Here is a 19,682-nt window from a genome sequence, read left to right as displayed (position 1 = left end):
TAACCTCCTGGCTTGTGACACCGGATTCGCCGCTTCGGGACTACGTGGAGCACTTCCTCCCCGAGGACGACGTGCTGACGGCCGCCCGGAGCAGGGGTGTCGACCTGGGCTGCGCACCGATCGGCAGCGGCGGCGGCTCGGCCCTCCGGTTCCTCGCCGCCGCCCTCCAGGCCAAGGCCGTCGTCGAGGTCGGCACCGGCGCCGGCGTCAGCGGCCTCTACCTGCTCGGCGGCATGCCCGTGGCGGGCGTGCTGACGTCCATCGACGTCGAACCCGAACACCAGCGCGCCGCCCGCAAGGCCTTCGCCGAGGCGAAGATCCAGGTCAGCCGCACCAGACTCATCATGGGCCACGCCCTCGACGTCCTGCCAAGGCTCACCGACGCCGCCTACGACCTCGTCTTCGTCGACGGCGCCAAGTCCGAGTACCCCCGCTACCTGGACGAGGGCGTCCGCCTCCTCCGCCCCGGCGGCGTCATCGCCTTCGACAACGTCCTGTGGAACGGCCGCGTGGTCGACCCGTCCAACCGCGACCAGGACACGACCGCCATGCGCGAAGTCGCCAGATCCGTCCGCGAGGACGACCGCCTGGTCCCAGTCCTGCTCCCCCTGAGCGACGGCCTCCTGGTCGCCGCCAAGAAGCAGAAATAAGGACTTCGCAACCCCGAACCAGAACACCCACCAAAGCGGAGCAAGCACCCACCCCCAACCACCCCAACCACGATGGGCGCAGCCCGCCAGCGCCCATCCGGCGCGGAGCGCCTGGGGCCTCGTCGGCGCCAGCCGATGCCCTGTCCGCCGCGAAGCGCGGATGCCCCGTCCAACGGCGCAGCCGAGGATGCCTTGTCCGACGCGGAGCGAGGATGCCCGAGTCGGGCGGAGCCCGATGCTGGCGAAGCCAGACCTACCCCTGCCCCCGATACACAGCGCCCTCCTGCCCTACCCCCGCTTGTCAAGACAGCTTCACCGTCTTGACAAGCGGGGGTAGGGCATTGAGACAATCGCGCGCCGGGGGCCGGGCTACGCCACGGGTGGGAACAACGGAACCGGCAGCCGAACCACACAGGCGCAACAACGGAACCGGCAGCCGAACCACACGGATGAGAAACCCAGGCCCACCGAGCGCAGACTCACCCCAGAGCCCGGGCTCCGCACCGCCGTTAAGCCCCCTACTCCGCCCTCACGTTCTTCCCCAGCACAGTCACCCCACCGGCACTGATCGTGTACCTCTGCCGATCCATCGCCTGGTCGACCCCGATCAACGCCCCGTCCGGCACCACGACGTTCTTGTCCAGGATCGCCCGCCGCACCACCGCCCCCTTGCCGATCCGCACTCCCGGCAGCAGCACGCTCCCCTGCACGACCGACCCGACCTCCACCACCACGTCCGAGCTGATCACGGATCCGTGGATCGTCCCGGAGATGATCGACCCCGGTCCCACCATCGAGTCCTCCGCGCTTCCGCCCGCGATGAACTTCGCAGGCGGCAGGGGCGGTGTGGCGGTCCGGATCGGCCAGGCCTGGTTGTAGAGGTTGAACACGGGGCGCACGGACACCAGGTCCATGTGGGCCTCGTAGTAGGCGTCGATCGTCCCGACGTCCCGCCAGTACCCGCGGTCGCGTTCGCTCTCGCCCGGCACGACGTTGTCCGCGAAGTCGTACACGTGGGCGCGGCCCTGGTCCACGAGCATGGGGATGATGTCGCCGCCCATGTCGTGGTCGGAGTCGGGGTTCGCCGCGTCCGACCGCAGCGCGTCCAGCAGCGCCTCGGTCGTGAAGATGTAGTTGCCCATCGAGGCGAAGGTGACCTCGGGGTCGTCGGGCACGTGCGGCGGGTCGGACGGCTTCTCCAGGAACTGGGTGATCAGCCCGGTCGAGTCCGAGTCGATGCAGCCGAACGCCTTGGCCTCGGCCCGCGGCACGCGCATGCCCGCCACGGTGACGCCCGCGCCGCTGTCGACGTGCTGCTCCAGCATCTGGCCCGGATCCATCCGGTACACGTTGTCCGCGCCGAAGACGGCGATGTGCTCCGGCTTCTCGTCGTGGACCAGGTTCAGCGACTGGAAGATCGCGTCGGCGCTGCCGGTGTACCAGCGCGGCCCGAGGCGCTGCTGCGCCGGGACCGGGGTCACGTACTGGCCGAGCACGTTCGACAGCCTCCACGTGGTGGAGATGTGCTTGTCGAGCGAGTGCGACTTGTACTGGGTCAGGACGCAGAGCTTGACCATGCCCGCGTTGACCAGGTTGGACAGGACGAAGTCCACGAGCCGGTAGTTGCCCGCGAACGGCACCGCCGGTTTGGCCCGGTCGGCTGTCAGCGGCCAGAGCCGCTTCCCTTCCCCACCGGCCAGGACAATTCCGAGTACGTGCGGTTGCCCTTTCACGCCATGACCCTAACCGGGCGGAAGCGGCGCCACCAATGGCGAGCAGGGGCGGATCCGACGTTTTCCGGGTTCGTTCACCCGGCTGCCCCACTTCCGGGGTTACGGTGAGCCCCGTGCGAGTAGGACTGCTGACACGGGAGTACCCCCCGGAGGTGTACGGCGGAGCCGGAGTCCACGTTGGATTCCTGGTGCCGCGCCTCCGCGAGCTGATCGACGTCGACGTGCACTGCTTCGGCGGGCCCAGACCCGACGCGCAGTCGCACGAGGCGGCGCCCGGACTCGACAGCGCGAACGCCGCGCTGCGGACGCTGTCGGTGGACCTGGAGATGGCCGCGGCGGTGGCGGGCACCGAGCTGGTCCACTCGCACACCTGGTACGCGAACATGGCGGGCCACCTGGCGAAACTGCTGCACGGGGTGCCGCACGTGGTGACCGCGCACTCGCTGGAGCCGCGGCGGCCGTGGAAGGCCGAGCAGCTCGGCGGCGGCTACCGGATCTCCTCGTGGGTGGAGCAGACCGCGTACGAGGCCGCGGACGCGGTCATCGCGGTCAGCGAGGGCATGCGGGCCGACGTGCTGGCCTGCTACCCGTCGCTGGACCCGGAGCGGGTGCACGTCGTGCGCAACGGTATCGACACCGAGGCCTACCACCCGGTGAAGGAGACCGACGCGCTCGTGCACCACGGGATCGACCCGGAACGCCCGATCGTGGCGTTCGTGGGGCGGATCACCCGGCAGAAGGGCGTCGGGCACCTGGTCGCGGCCGCCCACCACATCGCCCCGGACGCGCAGGTCGTGCTGTGCGCGGGCGCGCCGGACACCCCGGAGATCGCCGAGGAGACCCGGCAGGCGGTGGCCGAGCTGGCCGCGGTCCGCGAGGGCGTGTTCTGGATCCAGAAGATGCTCCAGCCCGCCGAGGTGCGGCAGATCCTCAGCCACGCGACGGTGTTCGCCTGCCCGTCGGTGTACGAGCCGCTGGGCATCGTGAACCTGGAGGCGATGGCCTGCGGGACCGCGGTCGTGGCCTCCGACGTGGGCGGCATCCCCGAGGTGGTCGACGACGGCCGCACCGGGCTGCTGGTGCACTACGACGAGGCGGACACCTCGACGTACCGGATGGAGCTCGCGGACGCGATCAACGAGCTGCTGGCCGACCCGGCCAAGGCGGCGGAGTTCGGCAAGGCGGGTCGGCGCAGGGCCGTCGAGGAGTTCTCGTGGTCGACCGTGGCCGAGCAGACGGTGGACGTCTACCGGAAGGCTCTTCACACTTAGACCTCTCACCTGCACGGATGAACGCGTGTCCTGCGTCACACTCCAAACCGTGCAACCGCGACGTTCAGTAATCGCCTTTAACCCGGTAGTAGGACTTTCACCCATCCACCGGGGGTACAGGCAGTGCGTTTCGGACGCGTCTCATGGGGCCTGGTCGCCTTGGCCCTCACCGCGGGGTGCGCGGCGGCTCCGGCCAAGGGCGCACCCGAGCCCGTCCGCCTGACGATCGGCGGCAAGACCGTGCTCGACGGGCAGCTCCTGCAGGCGCGGGCCGAGGAGGAGCTGAGCTTCACGCTCAACTTCGGCTACGTCGCCCGCACCGGCACCACGCCGGTCGACTGCTGGTTCGCCCGCGTCGACCAGCAGACCGAGGTCGACACCCGGCTGTGGTGCGGTCCGGTGCAGGTGCCCGGCACCGCCACCACGGCGGACTGGGTGCCGGTGCCGCTCAAGGAGACCGGCCAGGAGGAGGCCGGTGTCCGGTTCGAGGTGCAGCCGCCGCAGGTCCCGGAGAACGGCACCCGCAGCGAGCCGGTCGGCAAGCTGGTCCGCGCCGACGGCCGCGAGACCGACCCGGACAAGAAGACCGCCGAGACCAGCGAGGCGGGTCCGGACTTCCTGGCCGTGCTGCCCGACGACGGCAAGGTGGGCAACGAGCAGCTCGTGCTCTCCGCCGCGCCCGACCTGAAGGTCCGCGACGACATGCTCGGCGCGACCGCGACCGGCTGGGGCAGCCCGGACAGCTTCCCCAACGGGGACAACCTGCTCAAGCCCGGTCCCGGCCTGCGGCTGCGGGTGCTGCGGATGAAGGTCGAGCGGCTGCTGTCCACCGACCCGGCGTTCGACCGGATGCCCTGGCAGGGCTACACCCCGCAGCCCTCCGAGCTGGCGCTGGAGCTGCCCGGCAGGCGGCAGCAGCTCCCCGCCGACCGGCTCCCGGAGGAGGGCGGCGTGTACGTCGTCTACACCGTCCCGGTCGACTCGCAGGGCCCGGAGGCGCTGGCGCTGAACACGATCGGCACGAAGTCGTTGGAGCAGCGCGTCGAGCTGCCGTCGGGCAAGCCCGCCACCGACATCCCGGCCGTGCTGCGCCGCGGGGGCACCCCCGCGAGCACCCCCGACCTCAAGCAGGGCATCGAGGTCGGCGGCCGGTCCGGTGAGCTGAAGGTGCTCGGTGTTCGGCTCGGCCGCCAGCGGCCGGTGAAGGTGAGCGGCGAGTACCAGGTGGCGACCGCGTCCGCGCCGGACAAGGCGCTGCTGGAGCTGCGGATCAGCGCGAAGGGCGACGGGTTCCCCGAGACCATCGGCGGCGACAAGACCAAGGACCTGCTCAAGGTCACGCTGCCCGACGGGTCCACGGCGCCGCAGGTGGGCATCCGCTACGACGGCGGCCCGTTCCCGGTCGCGGTCGTCGTCGAGGTGCCCGCCGACGTGAAGTCGGCCGTCCTCACCACGATCTCCGGCGACGTGACGCTGCCGATCGTCGGCCGCACGTCGGTCAAGCCCACCGGCGCCCCGGTCACCGTGCCCCTGGACTTCTGAGCGACCAGCACGGCCACCCCGGCGAGCGCGAGCCAGCCGAGGACGGCGGCCACCAGCGCGCCCCACCCCCAGGTGCCGAACACCGTGCTGCCCGCCGTGCCGCCGACGCTGCTGCCGACGTAGAAGGCGAACAGGTACACGCCCGACGCCTGCCCCTTCGCGTCGGCGGGCGCCCGCGCGCCGACCCAGCCGCTGGCCACCGAGTGCGCGGCGAAGAAGCCGCCGGTGAACAGCGCGAGCCCGACCGCGACCAGGACCAGCGAGTCCGGCAGCGTCAGCAGGGCGCCGAGTCCGGCGACGCCGAGCGAGGCCAGCGCCACCGGGCCTCGGCCCAGCCGGTCGGCCAGCCGTCCGGCGACCGCCGAGCACACACCGCCCGCGGCGTAGGCGAGGAAGACCAGCGCGGCGAACCTGGCGGGCAGCTCCAGCGGCGGCGCGGCCAGCCGGAAGCCGATGGCGTTGTAGAGCGAGATGAACGCGCTGACCGCCAGCGCGGCGATCGCGTACTGGCAGAGCAGGACCCGGTCGCGCAGGGCGTTGCGCAGTCCCCGCGGTGCCCTGGACGGCGGTCCGCTGTCCGGCGGCAGGCTCACCGCGACCACGACCGCGCACGCCACGCCCAGCACCGCCACGGCGGCCAGCGCCCCGCGCCAGGCCAGCCAGTCGACGCCGATGCCCGCGACCAGCCTGCCGATCATGCCGCCCGCGCTGTTGCCCGCGATGAGCGTCCCGATCGCGGCGCCCACGCCCGCCGGGCCGACCTCGTTGGCGAGGTAGGACATCGCGACGGCCGGGACGCCCGCCACCGCGACGCCCTGGAGGAGGCGCAGGGCGATCAGCGCGGGGTAGGTGGGAGCCAGCGGGAGCAGCAGGGCCGTGAGCGCGGCGGCGGCCACGGCGAAGACGATCACCCGTCGGCGGCCGACGCGTTCGGAGAGCACGGCGATGGGGACCACCACCACGGCCAGTGCGCCGGTGGCCGCGCTGACGGCCAGGGAGGCGCTGCCGGGGGTGAGGTGGAACTCCGCGGCCAGCTGCGGGAGGACCGGCTGGGGCGCGTAGAGCAGCGCGAAGGACCCCAGGCCCGCTGCTGCCACGGCGACCGTGATTCGCCTTCTGCGTGTCACGTCTTCGACGCTAACCCATACGTCCAATACGGGATTTCGCCTAGATTCATACCGTGGTGGATGAGATGGCGTTGGCTCCGAAGCTGGCCGTGCTGCGGGCGCTGGCGCAGGAGGAGCACGTGACGAAGGTGGCCGACGTGGTGGGGCTGCCGCAGCCGACCGTGAGCCGGTGGATCGCGGGGATCGGGGAGGAGCTGGGGGCGCCGATCGTCGAGAAGGCGGGGCGAGGGGTGCGGTTGACCAGGGCCGGGAGGTTGGTGGCGGCGGCGGCCGAGCGGGCGATGGCCGTGCTGGAGGCGGGGTGGCGGGAAGCCGAGGAGGAGGTGGACCCGGAGCGGGGGATGGTCGCGCTGGGGTTCCTGCACATGCTGGGGCGGTCGGTGGTGCCGGAGCTGGTGCGGGGGTTCCGGGAGGCGCATCCGGGGGTGAGGTTCCGGTTGGTGCAGGACTCGCGGCAGGTGGTGCTGGAAAAGCTGGTCCTGGGGGAGATCGACCTGGCGTTGGTGGCGCCGTTGCCGGAGTCCGGTTCTGGTTTGGCGGTTGAGGTGTTGCTGGAGCAGGAGTTGGTGTTGGTGGTGCCCGCTGGGCATGCGTTGGCGGGGCGGGAAGGGGTGGGGTTGGGGGAGCTGGCGGAGGAGGAGTTCGTGCTGCTGGAGCACGGGTACGGGTTGAGGCAGATCACGGACGGGTTGTTCGCGGGAGCGGGGTTCGTGCCGAAGGTGGCGTTCGAGGGGCAGGAGATCGAGACGGTTCGGGGGTTGGTGGCGGCGGGGTTGGGGGTGGCTTTGTTGACACGGGCGGAGGTGGTGGGGGTGGAGGTGGTGGAGGTGGGGATTGAGCCTCGGGCCAGTCGGACGTTCGGGTTGGTGTGGAGGGAGGGGGTGGGGTTGCCGGGGGTGGTGCGGGAGTTTCGGGAGCATGCGTTGAGGGGGAGGTGAGGGTGGCGACAAACAGGGGAAGCCCGGCCCCCGGTGCGCGATTGTCTCAATGCCTTGCCCCCATTTGTCAAGACGGTAAAGCTGTCTTGACAAATGGGGGCAAGGCAGGAGGGCGCTGTTTATCGGGGGCGGGAGGGGATCTGGCTTCGCCAGCATCGAGCTGCGCTCGACAGGGCATCCTCGGCTCCGCCGTCGGACAAAGCATCCTTGGCTTCGCCGTTGGACAGGGCATCGGCTGACGCCGACAAAGCGGTGGGGCGCTCCGCGCCGGATGCGCGGGGCCGGGCTGCGCCCATCGGGGGATCCTCGGCTGCGCCGTTGGACAAGGCATGCTGGCGCCGACAAGGCGGTGGGGCGCTCCGCGCCGGATGCGCGCTGGCGGGCTGCGCCCAACGACGGATCCTCGCTGCGCGTCGGACAGGGCATCCTCGCTGCGCGTCGGACTAAGCGGGCGGGGTGGGGTGGGGTGGGGTTTGAGGGTTAGTGGGTGTAGGACTCGATTAGTTCGATGAGGGTTCTGGTGGCGAAGCCGGTGGCGCCGGGGACTACCTCGTCGAGGTTTTTTTCGGATCTTGCCGGGCCTGCGATGTCGAGGTGGGCCCAGGGGAGGTTGGCGGTGAAGTTGCGGAGGAAGAGGGCCGCGGTGATGCCGCCTGGGCCGGGTGGGCATTGGCGGAGGTCGGCGATGTCGCTTTTGACCGCGTCCGCGTGGTCTTCGAGTAGGGGCATGCGCCACCAGGTTTCCCAGGCGCGGGTGCCCGCGGTGGTGATGCGGGTGGCGAGTTCGTCGGTGCTGGCGAAGAGGCCGCCGGTGCGGAGGCCGAGGCTGACCTTCATGGCGCCGGTGAGGGTGGCGACGTCGACGAGGACGTCGGGGTTGAGGGTGTGGGTGGCGTAGGCGAGGGCGTCGGCGAGGACGATCCGGCCCTCGGCGTCGGTGTTGGTGATCTCGGTGGTGGTGCCGCCGTAGTGGCGGACGACGTCACCGGGGCGGTAGGCGGAGCCGGAGACGTGGTTCTCGGCGCACGGGACCAGGCCGGTGACGCGGACGGGGAGGTCGCGGGTGGCGATGGTGAGCATGGCGGCGATCACGGCGGCGCCGCCGGACATGTCGGTGCGCATGAGGTGCATGCCGTCGGCGGGCTTGATGGAGATGCCGCCGGTGTCGAACGTGATGCCCTTGCCGACCAGCACGACGTGGGGGGCGTGACCGGCGACCGAGCGGGGGCTCCAGGACAGCTCCAGGAGCCGCGGCGGGCGCGCGGAGCCGCCGCCGACGGCGAGGACGCCGCCGAAGCCGTGGTCGGCGAGCCACTTCTCGTCGTGGACGACGGCGTGCAGGCCGGGCACCTTGGCCGCGTGCTTCGCGGCGGTGCTCGCGAGCCACTGCGGGTCCTTGATGTTGGACGGGGTGTTGGCCAGGTCGCGGCTGAACGCGGTGGCGGTGGCGAGCTCGTGGGCGCGGCGGGCCTCGGCGGCGAGGACGTCGACGTAGCCGAGATCCCCGACCACGAGCCGGAGGGACCTGATCCGGGTGGGCGTCCGTTCGGCGGAGAGCTTGAAGCGGTAGCCGCCGAGAGCGGCGCCGAGCACGAGGGCGCGGACGCGGTCGGCGTCGGCGGACTCGGGCAGCAGGACGTCGTAGGAGCGGGGGCCGCCGGCGTCGGCCGCCTCGTCCAGGGCGCGGACGAGGCTCGCGCCCGCGGTGCGCCAGGTCGAGGGGGCGCCGGTGCCGACGCCGAGCGACCAGCCGTCACCGGCGCGGGTGGTCTCGCCCAGCTCGGCGGTGGTCAGGACCACCGACGGCACACCACGACGAGGCGCGTCCGCGACCTCTACCTCCACCAGCGCGGTGGGCACGGGGCTGCGCACGGCGGTCCTCCTCGGTTGTCAGCTGGATCACACGGTCTACCGCACACGAAGTGAGGCCCCGGTTCCACAGTGGAAACCGGGGCTTCGAGGCTTCTCGAGGCTGGATCAGCCAACGGCCGCCTTCAAGGCATCGCCCAGGGCGCTGGCCTCCTCCGCCGACATCTCGACGACGAGGCGCCCACCACCCTCGAGCGGAACGCGCATCACGATGCCGCGCCCCTCCTTGGTGACCTCGAGGGGACCGTCGCCGGTCCGGGGCTTCATGGCCGCCATAGCGTGCTCCCTCCGTCAAAACCCTTCCCCGTCCGAGCGTGGTCGGTGAAAACCACGGCCGGATCCGCAGCCATTCTCCCCTATCCGGACTCAGCCGCGAAACCGAACCGATCTTTCGGCGGGCCCGAACGCCTTTTGTCGATCTTGACTCGTCCCTGATCAGAAGCCGCATCGCCGTCCTGCAAAGGGATTCAGGGCCCCCGGTCACCGTCACCGGTTCGTGATGCGTCCCCCGTGCGCGTGACGCCCCTCCCGGCGCGTCACGTCCGCGGGCCCGCCCTGGTCGCCGCTGGTGGGGCCTGCCAGACTCGACCGTCGTGCGAGCCCGATCCGCGTTGTTCGACGTGTACGGCGGCCATCTGCGTGAACGCGGTGGTGCCGCGACCATCGCCGCCCTGGTGCGGTTGCTGGAACCGCTGGACTTCGCCGCGCCCGCCGTGCGCACCGCGGTCTCCCGGACCGTCCGGCAGGGATGGCTGCACCCGGTCCGGTTGGCAGATGGTCCTGGCTACGCCATGACCCCCAGGGCCGAACGGCGGCTTGACGAAGCGGCGGCGAGGATCTACCGCACCCGGCCGTCCACGTGGGACGGTCGCTGGCACGTGCTGGTCCTGGAGGAGCTCCCCGGCCGCGAGTCGCGCGAGCGGTTGGCCTCCTCGCTGCAACTGCTCGGCTACGGGGCGTTGGGTCCCGTGACGTGGATCGCACCCCGCCCCTCCCCCGAGCTGGCCGACGTCCTGGCGGCCGAGGGCGTGGCGGCGAGCACGTTCCACGGCGGACACGAGGGCGACGACGGCGAGCTGGCCGCGCGCGCCTGGGACCTCGCCGCGCTCGGCCGCGACTACGCCGGGTTCGTCGCGGAGTGGGCGCCGGTGATGTCCGGAGTGGACGGTACGGCCGCGCCGGAGTCGTTCGCGGCGTCGCAGCGGCTGCTGCACGCGTGGCGGAAGTTCCTGTTCCGCGACCCCGGCCTGCCGCTGGAGCTGCTGCCCGCCGACTGGCCCGGCACCGCCGCGGCGGCGTTCTTCGACCGGCACACCGGCAGGCTCGCACCGGCCGTGGAGCGGTTCGTCGACGACTGCCTGGACAAGTCGGCGCGGAACGAGTCCACTGCATAGGCAGCTCCGCCGCCCCACCCGGCGCAACACCCAGGAGGTCCCCACCGTGCCCGAGCTCCTCATCGACGACGCCGACGGTGTGCGGACGTTCACGCTGAACCGCCCGGAGGCGTTCAACTCGTTCACGGTGGCGCTCAAGGAGGCGTTCCTCGACGCCGTCCTGGAGGCCGCGAAGGACGAGTCGGTGCGCGCCGTGGTCATCACCGGAGCGGGCAAGGCGTTCTGCGCGGGTCAGGACCTCAAGGAGCACATCGCGCTGCTGGAGGCGGGCGACCCGGCGCCGCTGAACACCGTCGAGCTGCACTACAACCCGCTGGTCAAGGCCATCATCGGCATGCCGAAGCCGGTGATCGCCGCGGTCAACGGGATGGCGGCGGGCGCGGGCGCGTCGATCGCCTACGCCAGCGACCTGCGGGTGGCCGCGGAGTCGGCGAGGTTCCTGATGGCCTTCGCGAACGTCGGCCTCACCGCCGACTCCGGGGCGTCGTGGACGCTGCCCAGGCTGATCGGCCACGGCCGGGCCATGGAGATGATGCTGCTCGCCCAGCCGGTCGACGCCCAGGACGCGCTGCGCACCGGCATGGTCGGCCAGGTCGTGCCGGACGGCGAGGCGCTGAGCACCGCGCAGGCGTTGGCGCGCAGGCTCGCGGCCGGGCCCACGACGGCCTACGCGAAGATCAAGGAGGCGCTCGCGGTCGGCTCCGGCGGCAGCCTGGACGACGCGCTGGACGCCGAGGCGCGCACCCAGGCCGAGGCGGGCGCGACCGCCGACCACCGCGAGGCCGTGGCGGCGTTCGTGGCGAAGCGGACGCCGAGGTTCACCGGTCGGTAGCGGTCGCGCGGAAGCAGGTCGCCACGTGGTCGTCGACCATGCCGGTGGCCTGCATCAGCGCGTAGGCGGTCGTCGGCCCGAAGAACGAGAAGCCGCGGCGCTTGAGCTCCATGGCCATGGCCGTGGACTCCGGCGTCACGGCGGGCACGTCCGCCATCGTCGCGGGGCGCACCCGACCCTCCTTGGCGGGCGCGAACGACCAGAGCAGGTCGTCGAGCGGCACGTCGAGCCCGCCGACCGCGTTCGCGTTGCGGATCACCGCGTTGATCTTGGCCCGGTTCCGCACGATGGACGCGTCGGCCATCAGCCGCTCGACGTCCGCCTCGTCGTAGCCCGCCACCTCGGCGGGCTCGAACCCGTCGAACGCGCGGCGGAACGCCTCGCGCTTGCGCAGGATCGTGATCCACGACAGCCCGGACTGGAACGACTCCAGGCACAGCCGTTCGAACATCGCGGCCTCGCCGCGCAGCTCCACGCCCCACTCGGTGTCGTGGTACTCGACGTAGTCGGGGGTGCTGTCGCCCCACGCGCAGCGCTTCACCGGCCGTAGCCCTCCGCGAACCGGGCGAACCGGGCCAGCGACCGCCGCACGCCCCAGGCGAACGCGGGCCGGACCACCGGCCACCCGATCCTGCCGACGACCCCGAACGGCAGGTCGAGGCGTTCGATCCAGACGAACACCGACGCCCGGTCGTTGACGGCCTCGACGACGAACTCGCCGGTGCCCTTCACGACGGCGCCGGTGTGCAGCACGACGCACCGCCGCGGCGGGTCCCACGTCGTGACGCGCATGGTGTCGGTGAAGCCCAGCGGTCCGACGCCGGTGAACGCGGCCAGCTCCGAGCCGACGCCCGCGCCGTCACCGGCGGTCAGCCGCACGTCGGTGCCGAGCATCCACTCGCCCTGCCGGGTCCAGTCCGTCATCGCGGCCCACGTCCGGTCGGCGGGCGCGGCCACGGGGACCCGGAGCTCGAGCACGGTCACGTGGCGCTGCCGTTCTCCGCCGCGTGCTCGGGGACGTGCTCGGCGACCGGCTCGGGCTCGCGGCCCTCCTCCAGCACGGCGATGCGGGCCTTCAGCTCGTCGACCTCGGTGGCGAGCCGGTCCAGCGCCCAGTCCACCTCGGTCATCTTGTAGCCGCGCAGCACCTGCTGGAAGCGCAGGTTGCGCACGTCGTTCGAGGTCACGTCGGCGGGTGGGAGCCTGGTCGGCGACGCGCCGGGCGGCAGGGGGGCCAGCTCCTCGCCGCGGCCGAACACGAGCGCGGACAACAGGAACACCACGGCGGCCACGAGAACCATGACGACGAGGTAGATGAGCGCGGTGGTCACGACGACGATCGTGGCACATCCCGCGCCGTCAGACCGCCGACAACGCCAGACAGCGCTTCGCGAGCAGGCCGACGCGGAAGAAGACGACGTAGAACAGCAGGGTCGCGGCCATGACCGGCGCGGGCATCAGCAGCCTCGGCGCGTCCAGGACGGCGGTGCCCGTGATCACGGCGAGGTTGAGCACGATCGCGAACCCGACGCAGGTCACGGCGACCGCGGCCGCGAGCCTGCCGAGCGCCATCCCGCCGACCCCGCGCCGGGACAGCAGCCTGCCCACGAGCAGCGAACCGGCCGCGCCCGCGGTGATGACCCACGGGACGTAGCCGTTGGCCTGGGAGACGACCTTGTACCAGGCCGGGGTGGGCGTGCCGGGGAAGCTCGGCCAGGGGCCGATCCAGAACATCCGGTTGAGCTCCCAGACCACGTTGGTCAGCGGGATCAGCACCATCAGGGTCCGCAGCATGGTCGCGGCGTGCGCGGCGGCCAGCTCGCCCTGGTAGCCGGGGACGACGGCGGTGAGCGGGCCGAACTCCTCGACCGCGCGCCGCTCGGCCTCCTCCGCGGACAGGCCGTGGTCGCGGTGGCGCTCGGCCGCGTCGTCGAGGCTGTCGCGGGCCTCGGCCAGCAGGTCCGCCTTCGCGGCCGCGGGTCCGCGCAGCCGCCCGTCCAGCTCGCCGACGTAGCTGTCGATCACGCTTGCTCCGGCCACGGGCCGCCTCCCAGGACGCCTTCGATCGCGACGGTGAACTCGCGCCACGCGGCGCGTTCGTCCGACAGGGCCCGCTGCCCCGCGCCGGTGAGCCGGTAGGTGCGCCGCCTGCGCCCGGCGACGGTGCTCCACTCGCTGGCGACGTGCCCGGCCCGTTCGAGCCTGCGCAGGGCCGGGTAGACGGTGCCGGTCGGCAGGTCGAGCGCGCCGCCGCTGCGCCGCTGGAGCGCCTCGATGATCGCGTACCCGTGCAGCGCGCCGCCGTCCAAGGTGGCCAGCAGCAGAGCGTCCAGGTGGCCGCGCAGCGCGTCGGACTTCATGAGTAGCGAGTCTACGGGTCCGTGCTGGGGGACACCTCCGGGAAGTCCCCGATGTTAGGTAGCGAGCCTACGTATAGCGTGTCGACCTATGGACCCCCTCGACCTGGCGCGGGCGCAGTTCGCCACGACCACCTCGTTCCACTTCCTCTTCGTGCTGCTGACCCTCGGGCTCGTCACCCTCGTGGCCGTCATGCAGACCGGGTTCACGCTGACCGGGACCCCGGTCCTGCGGCGGATGACCCGGTTCTGGGGCCGGATCTACGTGGTGAACTACGCGCTCGGGATCGCCACCGGCATCGTCATGGAGTTCCAGTTCGGGCTGAACTGGTCCGGGCTGTCGACCTACGCGGGCGACGTCTTCGGCGCGCCGCTGGCGATCGAGACGCTGGTGGCGTTCTTCCTGGAGTCGACGTTCCTCGGCCTGTGGATCTTCGGCTGGGACCGGCTCGGCCGGTGGGCGCACCTGGCGCTGATCTGGGCCGTCACCGTCACCGCGTACGCGTCGGCGTTCTGGGTCATGGTCGCCAACGGCTTCCTCCAGCACCCGGTCGGCTACCGGGAGCAGGGCGGGGTCCTGCGGCTGACCGACCTCGGCGCGCTGGTGGCCAACCCGACGGTCACCGCCGCCTTCGTGCACGTCGTCGCGGCCGCGCTGACCGTCGGCGGCGTGTTCGTGGTCGGCGTCAGCGCCCACCACTTCATCCGGCGCACCGCGGAGGTCGACTTCTTCCGCAGGTCGCTGCGGATCGGCGTCGTGACCACGGCGATCGCCACGCCGTTCCTGGTCGCCGCGGGCGTCGCCCAGTTCAAGGTGATCAAGACCTACCAGCCGGACAAGCTGTCGGTCATGGGCGGGCTCGGGGCGCCGCTGTCGTCCATGATGCTGATCGGCGTCGCGCTGGTGCTGGCGAGCTGGGTCACCCTGCCGCTGCTGGCCCGCGACGCGGTGGTCCGGATGCGCTTCCCGCTCCACCTGATGGTGCTCGGCATCCCGCTGCCGTTCGTCGCCTCCATCGGCGGCTGGGTGGTCCGCGAGGTCGGCAGGCAGCCCTGGCTCGTCTACGGCCTGATGACGACCGAGGACGCCGTGTCGCCGGTGGGCGCCACCGGCATGCTCGTCTCGTTCCTCGCGTTCACCGGCGTCTTCGCCGTGCTCGGCGTCGCCGACTGGGTGCTGGTCTCGCGGATCGCCCGCCGCGGCCCGGAGCCCGAGTCGGCGCCGCAGCCCGTGTCCGCGCTCGCGACGGCTCTGTGAAAGGGGATCGACCGTGGAGTCGTTCTGGATCGTCCTGCTCGGCCTCCTGGCCGCGGGCTACTTCGCCTTGGCGGGCTTCGACTACGGCACCGCGCTGCTGTTCCGGTTCGTCGGCCGCGACGAGCGGGAGCGCGGCCGGGCGCTCGGCGCGATGACGCCGTTCGTGCTCGGCGACGAGGTGTGGCTGGTCGCCGCCGTCGGCGTGCTGTTCGGCGCGTTCCCCCGGCTGGAGGGTGAACTGCTCTCCGGCCACCACGGCGCGTTCGTCACGATCGTCACCGGCCTGGTGGCGTTCACCGCGGCCGTGCAGCTGCGCGGCGCCGCTCCGGTCTGGGACGTGCCGCTGGTCGGCGGCGCGCTGGCGGTCGCGGTCGGCTGGGGCGTGCTGGCGGCCGACGTCACCGGGGCGCCCGCGCCGCTGTGGATCGTCGGTGTGGTGGGGCTTTTCTCGTTGCACGGCGGCACGTTCCTGGCCTGGCGGCTGCCCGGCCGGGCCGGGGTGAGGGCCCGCGCGCTGGCCAGGTCGCTGGTGCTGCCGTGCCTGCTGTTCGTGCCCGCCGCCGTGCTGCTTGCCGGACCGGTCGCACGCCCGGAGGTCGGCGTCGGCGTCGCGGTCGCGGTGGTGGTGCTGCTGCTCGGCGCGTGGGTCACCTCCGGCCGGGTCGCCTTCTGCTGCACGGCGATCGCCTGCGCGCTGCCCGTTCCGGCCGTGTTCGCGGCGCAGGACGTCGTGACGGCGGAGACCATGGCGGGCACCGGCACCCTCGCGGTGCTGGTGCCCGCCGCGGTAGTGGTGCTGCCGCTGGTGCTGCTGTTCCAGTGGGCGACCTGGTGGATGGTCCGGGTGCGCCATGCGTGACCCGGCGGTGCCGCGCTCCTACGGCGTCCTGCTCGCGGTGGTCGCCGTCGCGACCGCCGTGCTCGTGCTGGCGCAGGCGGAGCTGCTGGCCCGGTTGGCGAGCGGTGGCGACGGGATCGCGCTCCTGGCCGGTGTGGTCGGCGCCCGCGCGGCCGTGCTGTGGGGGCAGCGGGTGCTCACCCAGCGCACCGCGGCGACCGTGAAGGCCCGGCTGCGGGAACGGGTGCTGCGCGACGCGGTGGCCCGGCGCGGCGACCGCGCGGGTGCGGTCAGCACCCTGGTGACCAGGGGTGTGGACGCGGTGGAGCCGTACCTCGCCGGGTACCTGCCGCAGCTCGCGGTCGCCGCCGTCGTCCCGCTCGCCGTGCTGCTGCGGCTGGCGTTCGCGGACCTCACCGCGGCGCTGACGATCCTGGTGACGCTGCCGCTGATCCCGGTGTTCGCGGCGCTGGTCGGCGCGCACACCAGGGACCGGACCCGGCGGCAGTGGGCCGAGCTGTCCGCCGTGGGCGGCCACTTCCTGGACGTGGTCGCCGGGCTGGGCACGCTGAAGCTGTTCGGCAGGGCCGCGGCCCAGGCCGACACCGTCCGCCGGATGGCCACCGCGCACGCGGACACGACGATGCGCACGCTGCGCGTGGCCTTCCTCTCCGCGCTGGTGCTGGAGCTGGTCGCCACGCTGTCCGTGGCGCTGGTCGCGGTGCCGGTCGGGCTGCGGCTGCTCGGCGGCGGGGTCGACCTGCGGGTCGCCCTGCTGGTCCTGCTGCTGGCCCCGGAGGCGTACCTGCCGCTGCGGGCCGCCGGAGCCCAGTTCCACGCCGGCGCGGAAGGTCTGGCCGTGCTGGAGCAGGCGGCCGTCGTGCCCGCGCCGCCGGCGACCGCGACCCGGCGGCCGCCGGACCTGGGCCGGGCGGAGATCGTGCTGGAGGACGTCGGCGTGCGGTCGTTGCGGGGCTTCCACCTGAGGATCGCGCCGGGTGAGCGGATCGCGCTGGTCGGGCCGAGCGGCGCGGGCAAGAGCACCCTGCTCGCCCTGCTGCTGGGCGAGGTCGTGCCCGACACCGGCCGGGTCCTGGTGGGCGGGGTCGACCTGCGCGAGATCGACCGCACCGCGTGGCTGCGCGGGCTCGCCTGGGTGCCGCAGGCGCCGACCGCCTTCGAGGGCACCGTCGCCGACAACATCCGCCTCGGCGGGCCCGACGCGACCGCCGCCGCCGTGGCCGTCGGTCTCGGCGACCTCCTGGAGGCCCGACACCCCCTGTCCTCCGGTGAACGGCAACGGGTCGCCCTCGCCCGCGCGCTGGCGCGGGCCGACGCGGGCCTGCTGCTGCTCGACGAACCGACCGCGCGCCTGGACAGCGGCACCGAGGCGACCGTGCTCGCCGCCGCCCGCGCGCTGTCCCGCGGCCGCACCGCCGTCCTGGTCGCCCACCGACCGGCGCTGCTGGCCGAGGTGGACCGGGTGGTGGAGCTGCGATGAGGCGACTGCTCCTGGCGGCACTGGCCGCCACGCTGGCCGAGCTGTCCGGTGTCGCCCTGATGACGACCGCGGTGTGGCTCGTCGTGCGGGCGGCCGACCACCCGCCGATGGCCGCGCTCACGGTGGCGATCGTGGCCGTGCGGGCGTTGGCGCTCTCGCGCGGCGCGCTGCGGTACGCCGAACGGCTGGCCGGGCACGACGCCGTGCTGCGGTACCTGGCCGACCTGCGCGGCCGGGTCTACGAATCGCTGCTGCGGCAACCGGTCCGGCGGCACAGCGGCGACCTGGTCACCCGGCTGGTGTCCGATGTGGACGCCGTGCAGGACGCGGTGCTGCGCTGCCTGCTGCCCGCGTGCGCGGCCGGGCTGGTCGGCGCGGTCGCCGTCGCGGTCGTCCCCGTGCTCGCGATCCCGGTGCTGCTGCTGGGGATCGTGCTGCCTGCGGCCGCGTTCGCCGTGGCGGACCGGCACCTGCGGGCGTTGGCACCGCTGCGGTCCCGGCTCGCCGAGCGCACCGTCGGCCTGGTGCACGGCGCGGCGGAGCTGACCGCGTTCGGCGCGCTGGAGGACGAGCTGGCCCGCACCGGCGAGGTGGTCGCCGACATCGGGGGGCGTGAACGCCGGGTCGCCCTGCTCACCGGGGCGCTGTCGGCGGTGGGCGTGCTGACCCAGTCCGGTGCGGCGCTGGCACTGCTGGCCTCCGGCGCGTCGGTACCGGTCGTGCTCGGCACCCTCGCGGCGCTGGAGGTGTTCCTGCCGCTGACCTCGGCGGCGCAGCGCTGGGCCGAGGTGCGCGGATCCCTTGCGCGCGTGCGGGAACTGCTGACCGCGCGGCCCGTCCCGTCGGCGGGCGAGGAGCTGCCCCCGGGACGGCGGATCGCCCTGGTCGGTCCCAGCGGCGCGGGCAAGACCACGCTGCTGGCCCGGTTCGTGACGCCCGAGGCGCGCGGCGCGCTGGCCGACGCGCATGTCTTCCACACCACCGTGCGCGCCAACGTCCTGTTCGCCAAACCCGGTGCCACGCAGGACGAGCTCGACCACGCCGCCCGCGTCGCCGACCTCGACCTGGACTGGGACACCGTGGTCGGCGAGCGAGGAACGGCGATCTCCGGCGGCCAGCGCCAACGCCTCGTGCTGGCCCGCGCGGTGCTCGCCGCTCCCCCGGTGCTGCTGCTGGACGAACCCGTGGAGGGCCTCGACCCCGACCACGCGGACCGGGTGCTCGCCGCCGTCCTGGCCGCCGCCCCCGGCGCGGTCGTCCTGGTCACCCACCGGCTGAGCCCGTTGGCGCACCAGCACTTCGACGAGGTCCTGGTGCTGGAGGCCGGGGTGATCACCCAGCGCGGCAGCCACGCCGAGCTGGTCGCGGTCCCCGGCTACTACCGCGACCGCTGGGAGGACGAGGGCATCACGCGAGGGCTCTCAGCACCCGCGTAGGCGTCCGCGTCCCGGCGATCGAGGCCACCATCTCCAGCGCCCGCCTGGTCCGCCCGACCTCGTGGGCGCGGAACACCCGCGCGCCCGCCCACGCCGCCACCGCCGTCGCGGCCAGCGTGCCGTCGACCCGGTCGCCGACGTCCGCGCCGAGCGTCTCGCCGATGAAGTCCTTGTTGGACAGCGCCATCAGCACCGGCCAGCCCGTGCCGACCAGCTCGTCCAGGCGCCGCAACAGCTCCAGCCCGTGCCAGGTGTTCTTGCCGAAGTCGTGCGTCGGGTCGATCAGCACACCCGCCGCGGGCACGCCCAGCGCCACCACGCGTTCGGCGCGCTCGACCAGCTCGGCGACCACGGAGGCGACGACGTCGGTGTAGTGCGGGCGGTGCGGGTCGGTGCGCGGGGCCAGGCCGCCGGTGTGCGAGCAGACGATGCCGACGCCGAACTCCGCGGCGACCTCGGCGAGCTCCGGGTCCGCGCCCGCCCAGGTGTCGTTGAGCAGGTCCGCGCCCGCCCGGCACACCTCGCGGCCCACCTCGTGCCGCCAGGTGTCGACGCTGATCACCAGGTCCGGGTGCCGCTCGCGGACCAGCGCGACGAACGGCACGACCCGGCGGGCCTCCTCGGCGGCGTCGACCACCTCGCCCTTGGACCCCGCGCGCACACCGCCGATGTCGACGATGTCCGCGCCCTCGGCCACGGCCCGGTCGACCGCGGCCAGCGCCGTGTCGTCGGCGAACGTGGCGCCGCCGTCGTAGAACGAGTCCCTGGTCCGGTTGACGATCGCCATCACCAGCGCGCGGTCGTCCGGAACCCCGCGCTCGCCGAATCGCACACGTTTCACAAGGTCCGATGGTGCCACGGGCGGTTAAAAGTGAACTGGATCACAACCATTGCTACTTAGCGGTAGGTTCTGTTTACTCACGAGTAACCCACACG

At 72.9% G+C, this 19,682-nt stretch carries 19 protein-coding genes; 9 read left to right on the top strand and 10 right to left on the bottom strand.

What is annotated here, in order from left to right; translation table 11 throughout:
- Positions 1-14 precede the first annotated feature (14 nt).
- A complete protein-coding gene (locus CLV43_RS05435) occupies positions 15-650 on the top strand; it encodes an O-methyltransferase (RefSeq protein WP_245886139.1) in 636 nt (211 codons plus the stop codon).
- 518 nt (positions 651-1,168) lie between these two features.
- On the opposite strand, the gene glgC is transcribed toward CLV43_RS05435, so the two are convergent.
- A complete protein-coding gene (gene glgC, locus CLV43_RS05430; protein WP_106185765.1) occupies positions 1,169-2,383 on the bottom strand; it encodes a glucose-1-phosphate adenylyltransferase in 1,215 nt (404 codons plus the stop codon).
- A gap of 113 nt (positions 2,384-2,496) precedes the next feature.
- Here glgC and glgA point away from each other — a divergent pair, with 113 nt between their 5' ends.
- The gene (gene glgA, locus CLV43_RS05425; protein ID WP_106185764.1) at positions 2,497-3,654 is read left to right on the top strand and encodes a glycogen synthase; all 1,158 of its coding nucleotides are present in this window, start codon (positions 2,497-2,499) and stop codon (positions 3,652-3,654) included.
- A 1,379-nt stretch (positions 3,655-5,033) separates the two neighbouring features.
- On the opposite strand, the gene CLV43_RS05410 is transcribed toward glgA, so the two are convergent.
- A complete protein-coding gene (locus CLV43_RS05410) occupies positions 5,034-6,323 on the bottom strand; it encodes an MFS transporter (RefSeq protein ID WP_245886138.1) in 1,290 nt (429 codons plus the stop codon).
- A 65-nt stretch (positions 6,324-6,388) separates the two neighbouring features.
- On the opposite strand from CLV43_RS05410, the gene CLV43_RS05405 reads away from it, so the two are divergent.
- The gene (locus CLV43_RS05405) at positions 6,389-7,261 is read left to right on the top strand and encodes a LysR family transcriptional regulator (RefSeq protein WP_106185760.1); all 873 of its coding nucleotides are present in this window, start codon (positions 6,389-6,391) and stop codon (positions 7,259-7,261) included.
- Between the two features lie 480 nt (positions 7,262-7,741).
- Here CLV43_RS05405 and CLV43_RS05400 read toward each other — a convergent pair whose 3' ends face one another.
- Together CLV43_RS05400 and CLV43_RS05395 are read right to left on the bottom strand one after the other, a co-directional pair.
- Positions 7,742-9,133 (bottom strand): leucyl aminopeptidase family protein, encoded by a 1,392-nt coding sequence (locus CLV43_RS05400; RefSeq protein ID WP_106185759.1) that lies wholly within the window; start codon positions 9,131-9,133, stop codon positions 7,742-7,744.
- Positions 9,134-9,238: 105 nt separating this feature from the next.
- Complete coding sequence (locus CLV43_RS05395; RefSeq protein ID WP_106185758.1) at positions 9,239-9,406, bottom strand: DUF3117 domain-containing protein; 168 nt, start codon at positions 9,404-9,406, stop codon at positions 9,239-9,241.
- A gap of 317 nt (positions 9,407-9,723) precedes the next feature.
- Between CLV43_RS05395 and CLV43_RS05390 the strand changes: the two genes are divergently transcribed.
- Both CLV43_RS05390 and CLV43_RS05385 read left to right on the top strand, forming a co-directional pair.
- On the top strand, positions 9,724-10,524 hold the full coding sequence (locus CLV43_RS05390; protein ID WP_106185757.1) for a PaaX family transcriptional regulator: 801 nt from the start codon (positions 9,724-9,726) through the stop codon (positions 10,522-10,524).
- A gap of 46 nt (positions 10,525-10,570) precedes the next feature.
- Positions 10,571-11,356 (top strand): enoyl-CoA hydratase-related protein, encoded by a 786-nt coding sequence (locus CLV43_RS05385; protein WP_106185756.1) that lies wholly within the window; start codon positions 10,571-10,573, stop codon positions 11,354-11,356.
- Here the strand turns inward: CLV43_RS05385 and CLV43_RS05380 are convergent.
- The 5 genes from CLV43_RS05380 to CLV43_RS05360 are packed head-to-tail and all read right to left on the bottom strand — an operon-like array spanning position 11,343 to position 13,716.
- On the bottom strand, positions 11,343-11,897 hold the full coding sequence (locus CLV43_RS05380; RefSeq protein WP_106185755.1) for a DNA-3-methyladenine glycosylase I: 555 nt from the start codon (positions 11,895-11,897) through the stop codon (positions 11,343-11,345). The two genes, CLV43_RS05385 and CLV43_RS05380, sit on opposite strands and share 14 nt — an antisense overlap.
- Complete coding sequence (locus tag CLV43_RS05375; protein WP_106185754.1) at positions 11,894-12,340, bottom strand: SRPBCC family protein; 447 nt, start codon at positions 12,338-12,340, stop codon at positions 11,894-11,896. Before CLV43_RS05375 ends, CLV43_RS05380 begins: the two co-directional genes overlap by 4 nt.
- Positions 12,337-12,687: a DivIVA domain-containing protein gene (locus CLV43_RS05370; RefSeq protein ID WP_106185753.1), complete on the bottom strand. Its 351-nt coding sequence runs from the start codon at positions 12,685-12,687 to the stop codon at positions 12,337-12,339. The genes CLV43_RS05375 and CLV43_RS05370 overlap by 4 nt, the downstream gene beginning before the upstream one ends.
- Positions 12,688-12,715: 28 nt before the next feature.
- Positions 12,716-13,381 carry a permease prefix domain 1-containing protein gene (locus CLV43_RS05365; protein ID WP_106185752.1) on the bottom strand — a complete coding sequence of 222 codons (666 nt, stop codon included), beginning with the start codon at positions 13,379-13,381 and terminating at the stop codon, positions 12,716-12,718.
- Positions 13,378-13,716 carry a PadR family transcriptional regulator gene (locus CLV43_RS05360; protein ID WP_106185751.1) on the bottom strand — a complete coding sequence of 113 codons (339 nt, stop codon included), beginning with the start codon at positions 13,714-13,716 and terminating at the stop codon, positions 13,378-13,380. Before CLV43_RS05360 ends, CLV43_RS05365 begins: the two co-directional genes overlap by 4 nt.
- An 88-nt stretch (positions 13,717-13,804) precedes the next feature.
- Between CLV43_RS05360 and CLV43_RS05355 the strand changes: the two genes are divergently transcribed.
- From CLV43_RS05355 to CLV43_RS05340, 4 genes are read left to right on the top strand one after another with little or no spacing between them, the layout of a single operon-like run.
- Complete coding sequence (locus tag CLV43_RS05355) at positions 13,805-14,971, top strand: cytochrome ubiquinol oxidase subunit I (protein ID WP_106185750.1); 1,167 nt, start codon at positions 13,805-13,807, stop codon at positions 14,969-14,971.
- A 13-nt stretch (positions 14,972-14,984) separates the two neighbouring features.
- Positions 14,985-15,830, top strand: a complete 846-nt coding sequence (locus tag CLV43_RS05350; RefSeq protein ID WP_106185749.1) for a cytochrome d ubiquinol oxidase subunit II — start codon at positions 14,985-14,987, stop codon at positions 15,828-15,830.
- Complete coding sequence (cydD, locus tag CLV43_RS05345) at positions 15,823-17,310, top strand: thiol reductant ABC exporter subunit CydD (protein WP_106185748.1); 1,488 nt, start codon at positions 15,823-15,825, stop codon at positions 17,308-17,310. The genes CLV43_RS05350 and cydD overlap by 8 nt, the downstream gene beginning before the upstream one ends.
- Complete coding sequence (locus CLV43_RS05340; protein ID WP_106185747.1) at positions 17,307-18,746, top strand: amino acid ABC transporter ATP-binding/permease protein; 1,440 nt, start codon at positions 17,307-17,309, stop codon at positions 18,744-18,746. Before cydD ends, CLV43_RS05340 begins: the two co-directional genes overlap by 4 nt.
- On the opposite strand, the gene folP is transcribed toward CLV43_RS05340, so the two are convergent.
- On the bottom strand, positions 18,718-19,533 hold the full coding sequence (gene folP, locus CLV43_RS05335) for a dihydropteroate synthase (RefSeq protein WP_106186052.1): 816 nt from the start codon (positions 19,531-19,533) through the stop codon (positions 18,718-18,720). The two genes, CLV43_RS05340 and folP, sit on opposite strands and share 29 nt — an antisense overlap.
- Positions 19,534-19,682: the final 149 nt, after the last annotated feature.

This window comes from Umezawaea tangerina (assembly GCF_003002815.1).
GTDB classification, from domain to species: domain Bacteria; phylum Actinomycetota; class Actinomycetes; order Mycobacteriales; family Pseudonocardiaceae; genus Umezawaea; species Umezawaea tangerina.
Note: the sequence above shows the minus strand (reverse complement) of the source record. Positions and strands in the feature narration are given on the sequence as shown.

Bases quoted from the DNA above. Each gene is read 5' to 3' on its own strand.
- CLV43_RS05405 (WP_106185760.1), top strand. From the start codon at position 6,389: ATGGCGTTGGCTCCGAAGCTGGCCGTGCTGCGGGCGCTGGCGCAGGAG.
- CLV43_RS05395 (WP_106185758.1), bottom strand. From the start codon at position 9,406: ATGGCGGCCATGAAGCCCCGGACCGGCGACGGTCCCCTCGAGGTCACC.
- CLV43_RS05360 (WP_106185751.1), bottom strand. From the start codon at position 13,716: ATGAAGTCCGACGCGCTGCGCGGCCACCTGGACGCTCTGCTGCTGGCC.
- CLV43_RS05355 (WP_106185750.1), top strand. From the start codon at position 13,805: ATGGACCCCCTCGACCTGGCGCGGGCGCAGTTCGCCACGACCACCTCG.
- cydD (WP_106185748.1), top strand. From the start codon at position 15,823: ATGCGTGACCCGGCGGTGCCGCGCTCCTACGGCGTCCTGCTCGCGGTG.
- CLV43_RS05340 (WP_106185747.1), top strand. From the start codon at position 17,307: ATGAGGCGACTGCTCCTGGCGGCACTGGCCGCCACGCTGGCCGAGCTG.
- folP (WP_106186052.1), bottom strand. From the start codon at position 19,533: ATGGCGATCGTCAACCGGACCAGGGACTCGTTCTACGACGGCGGCGCC.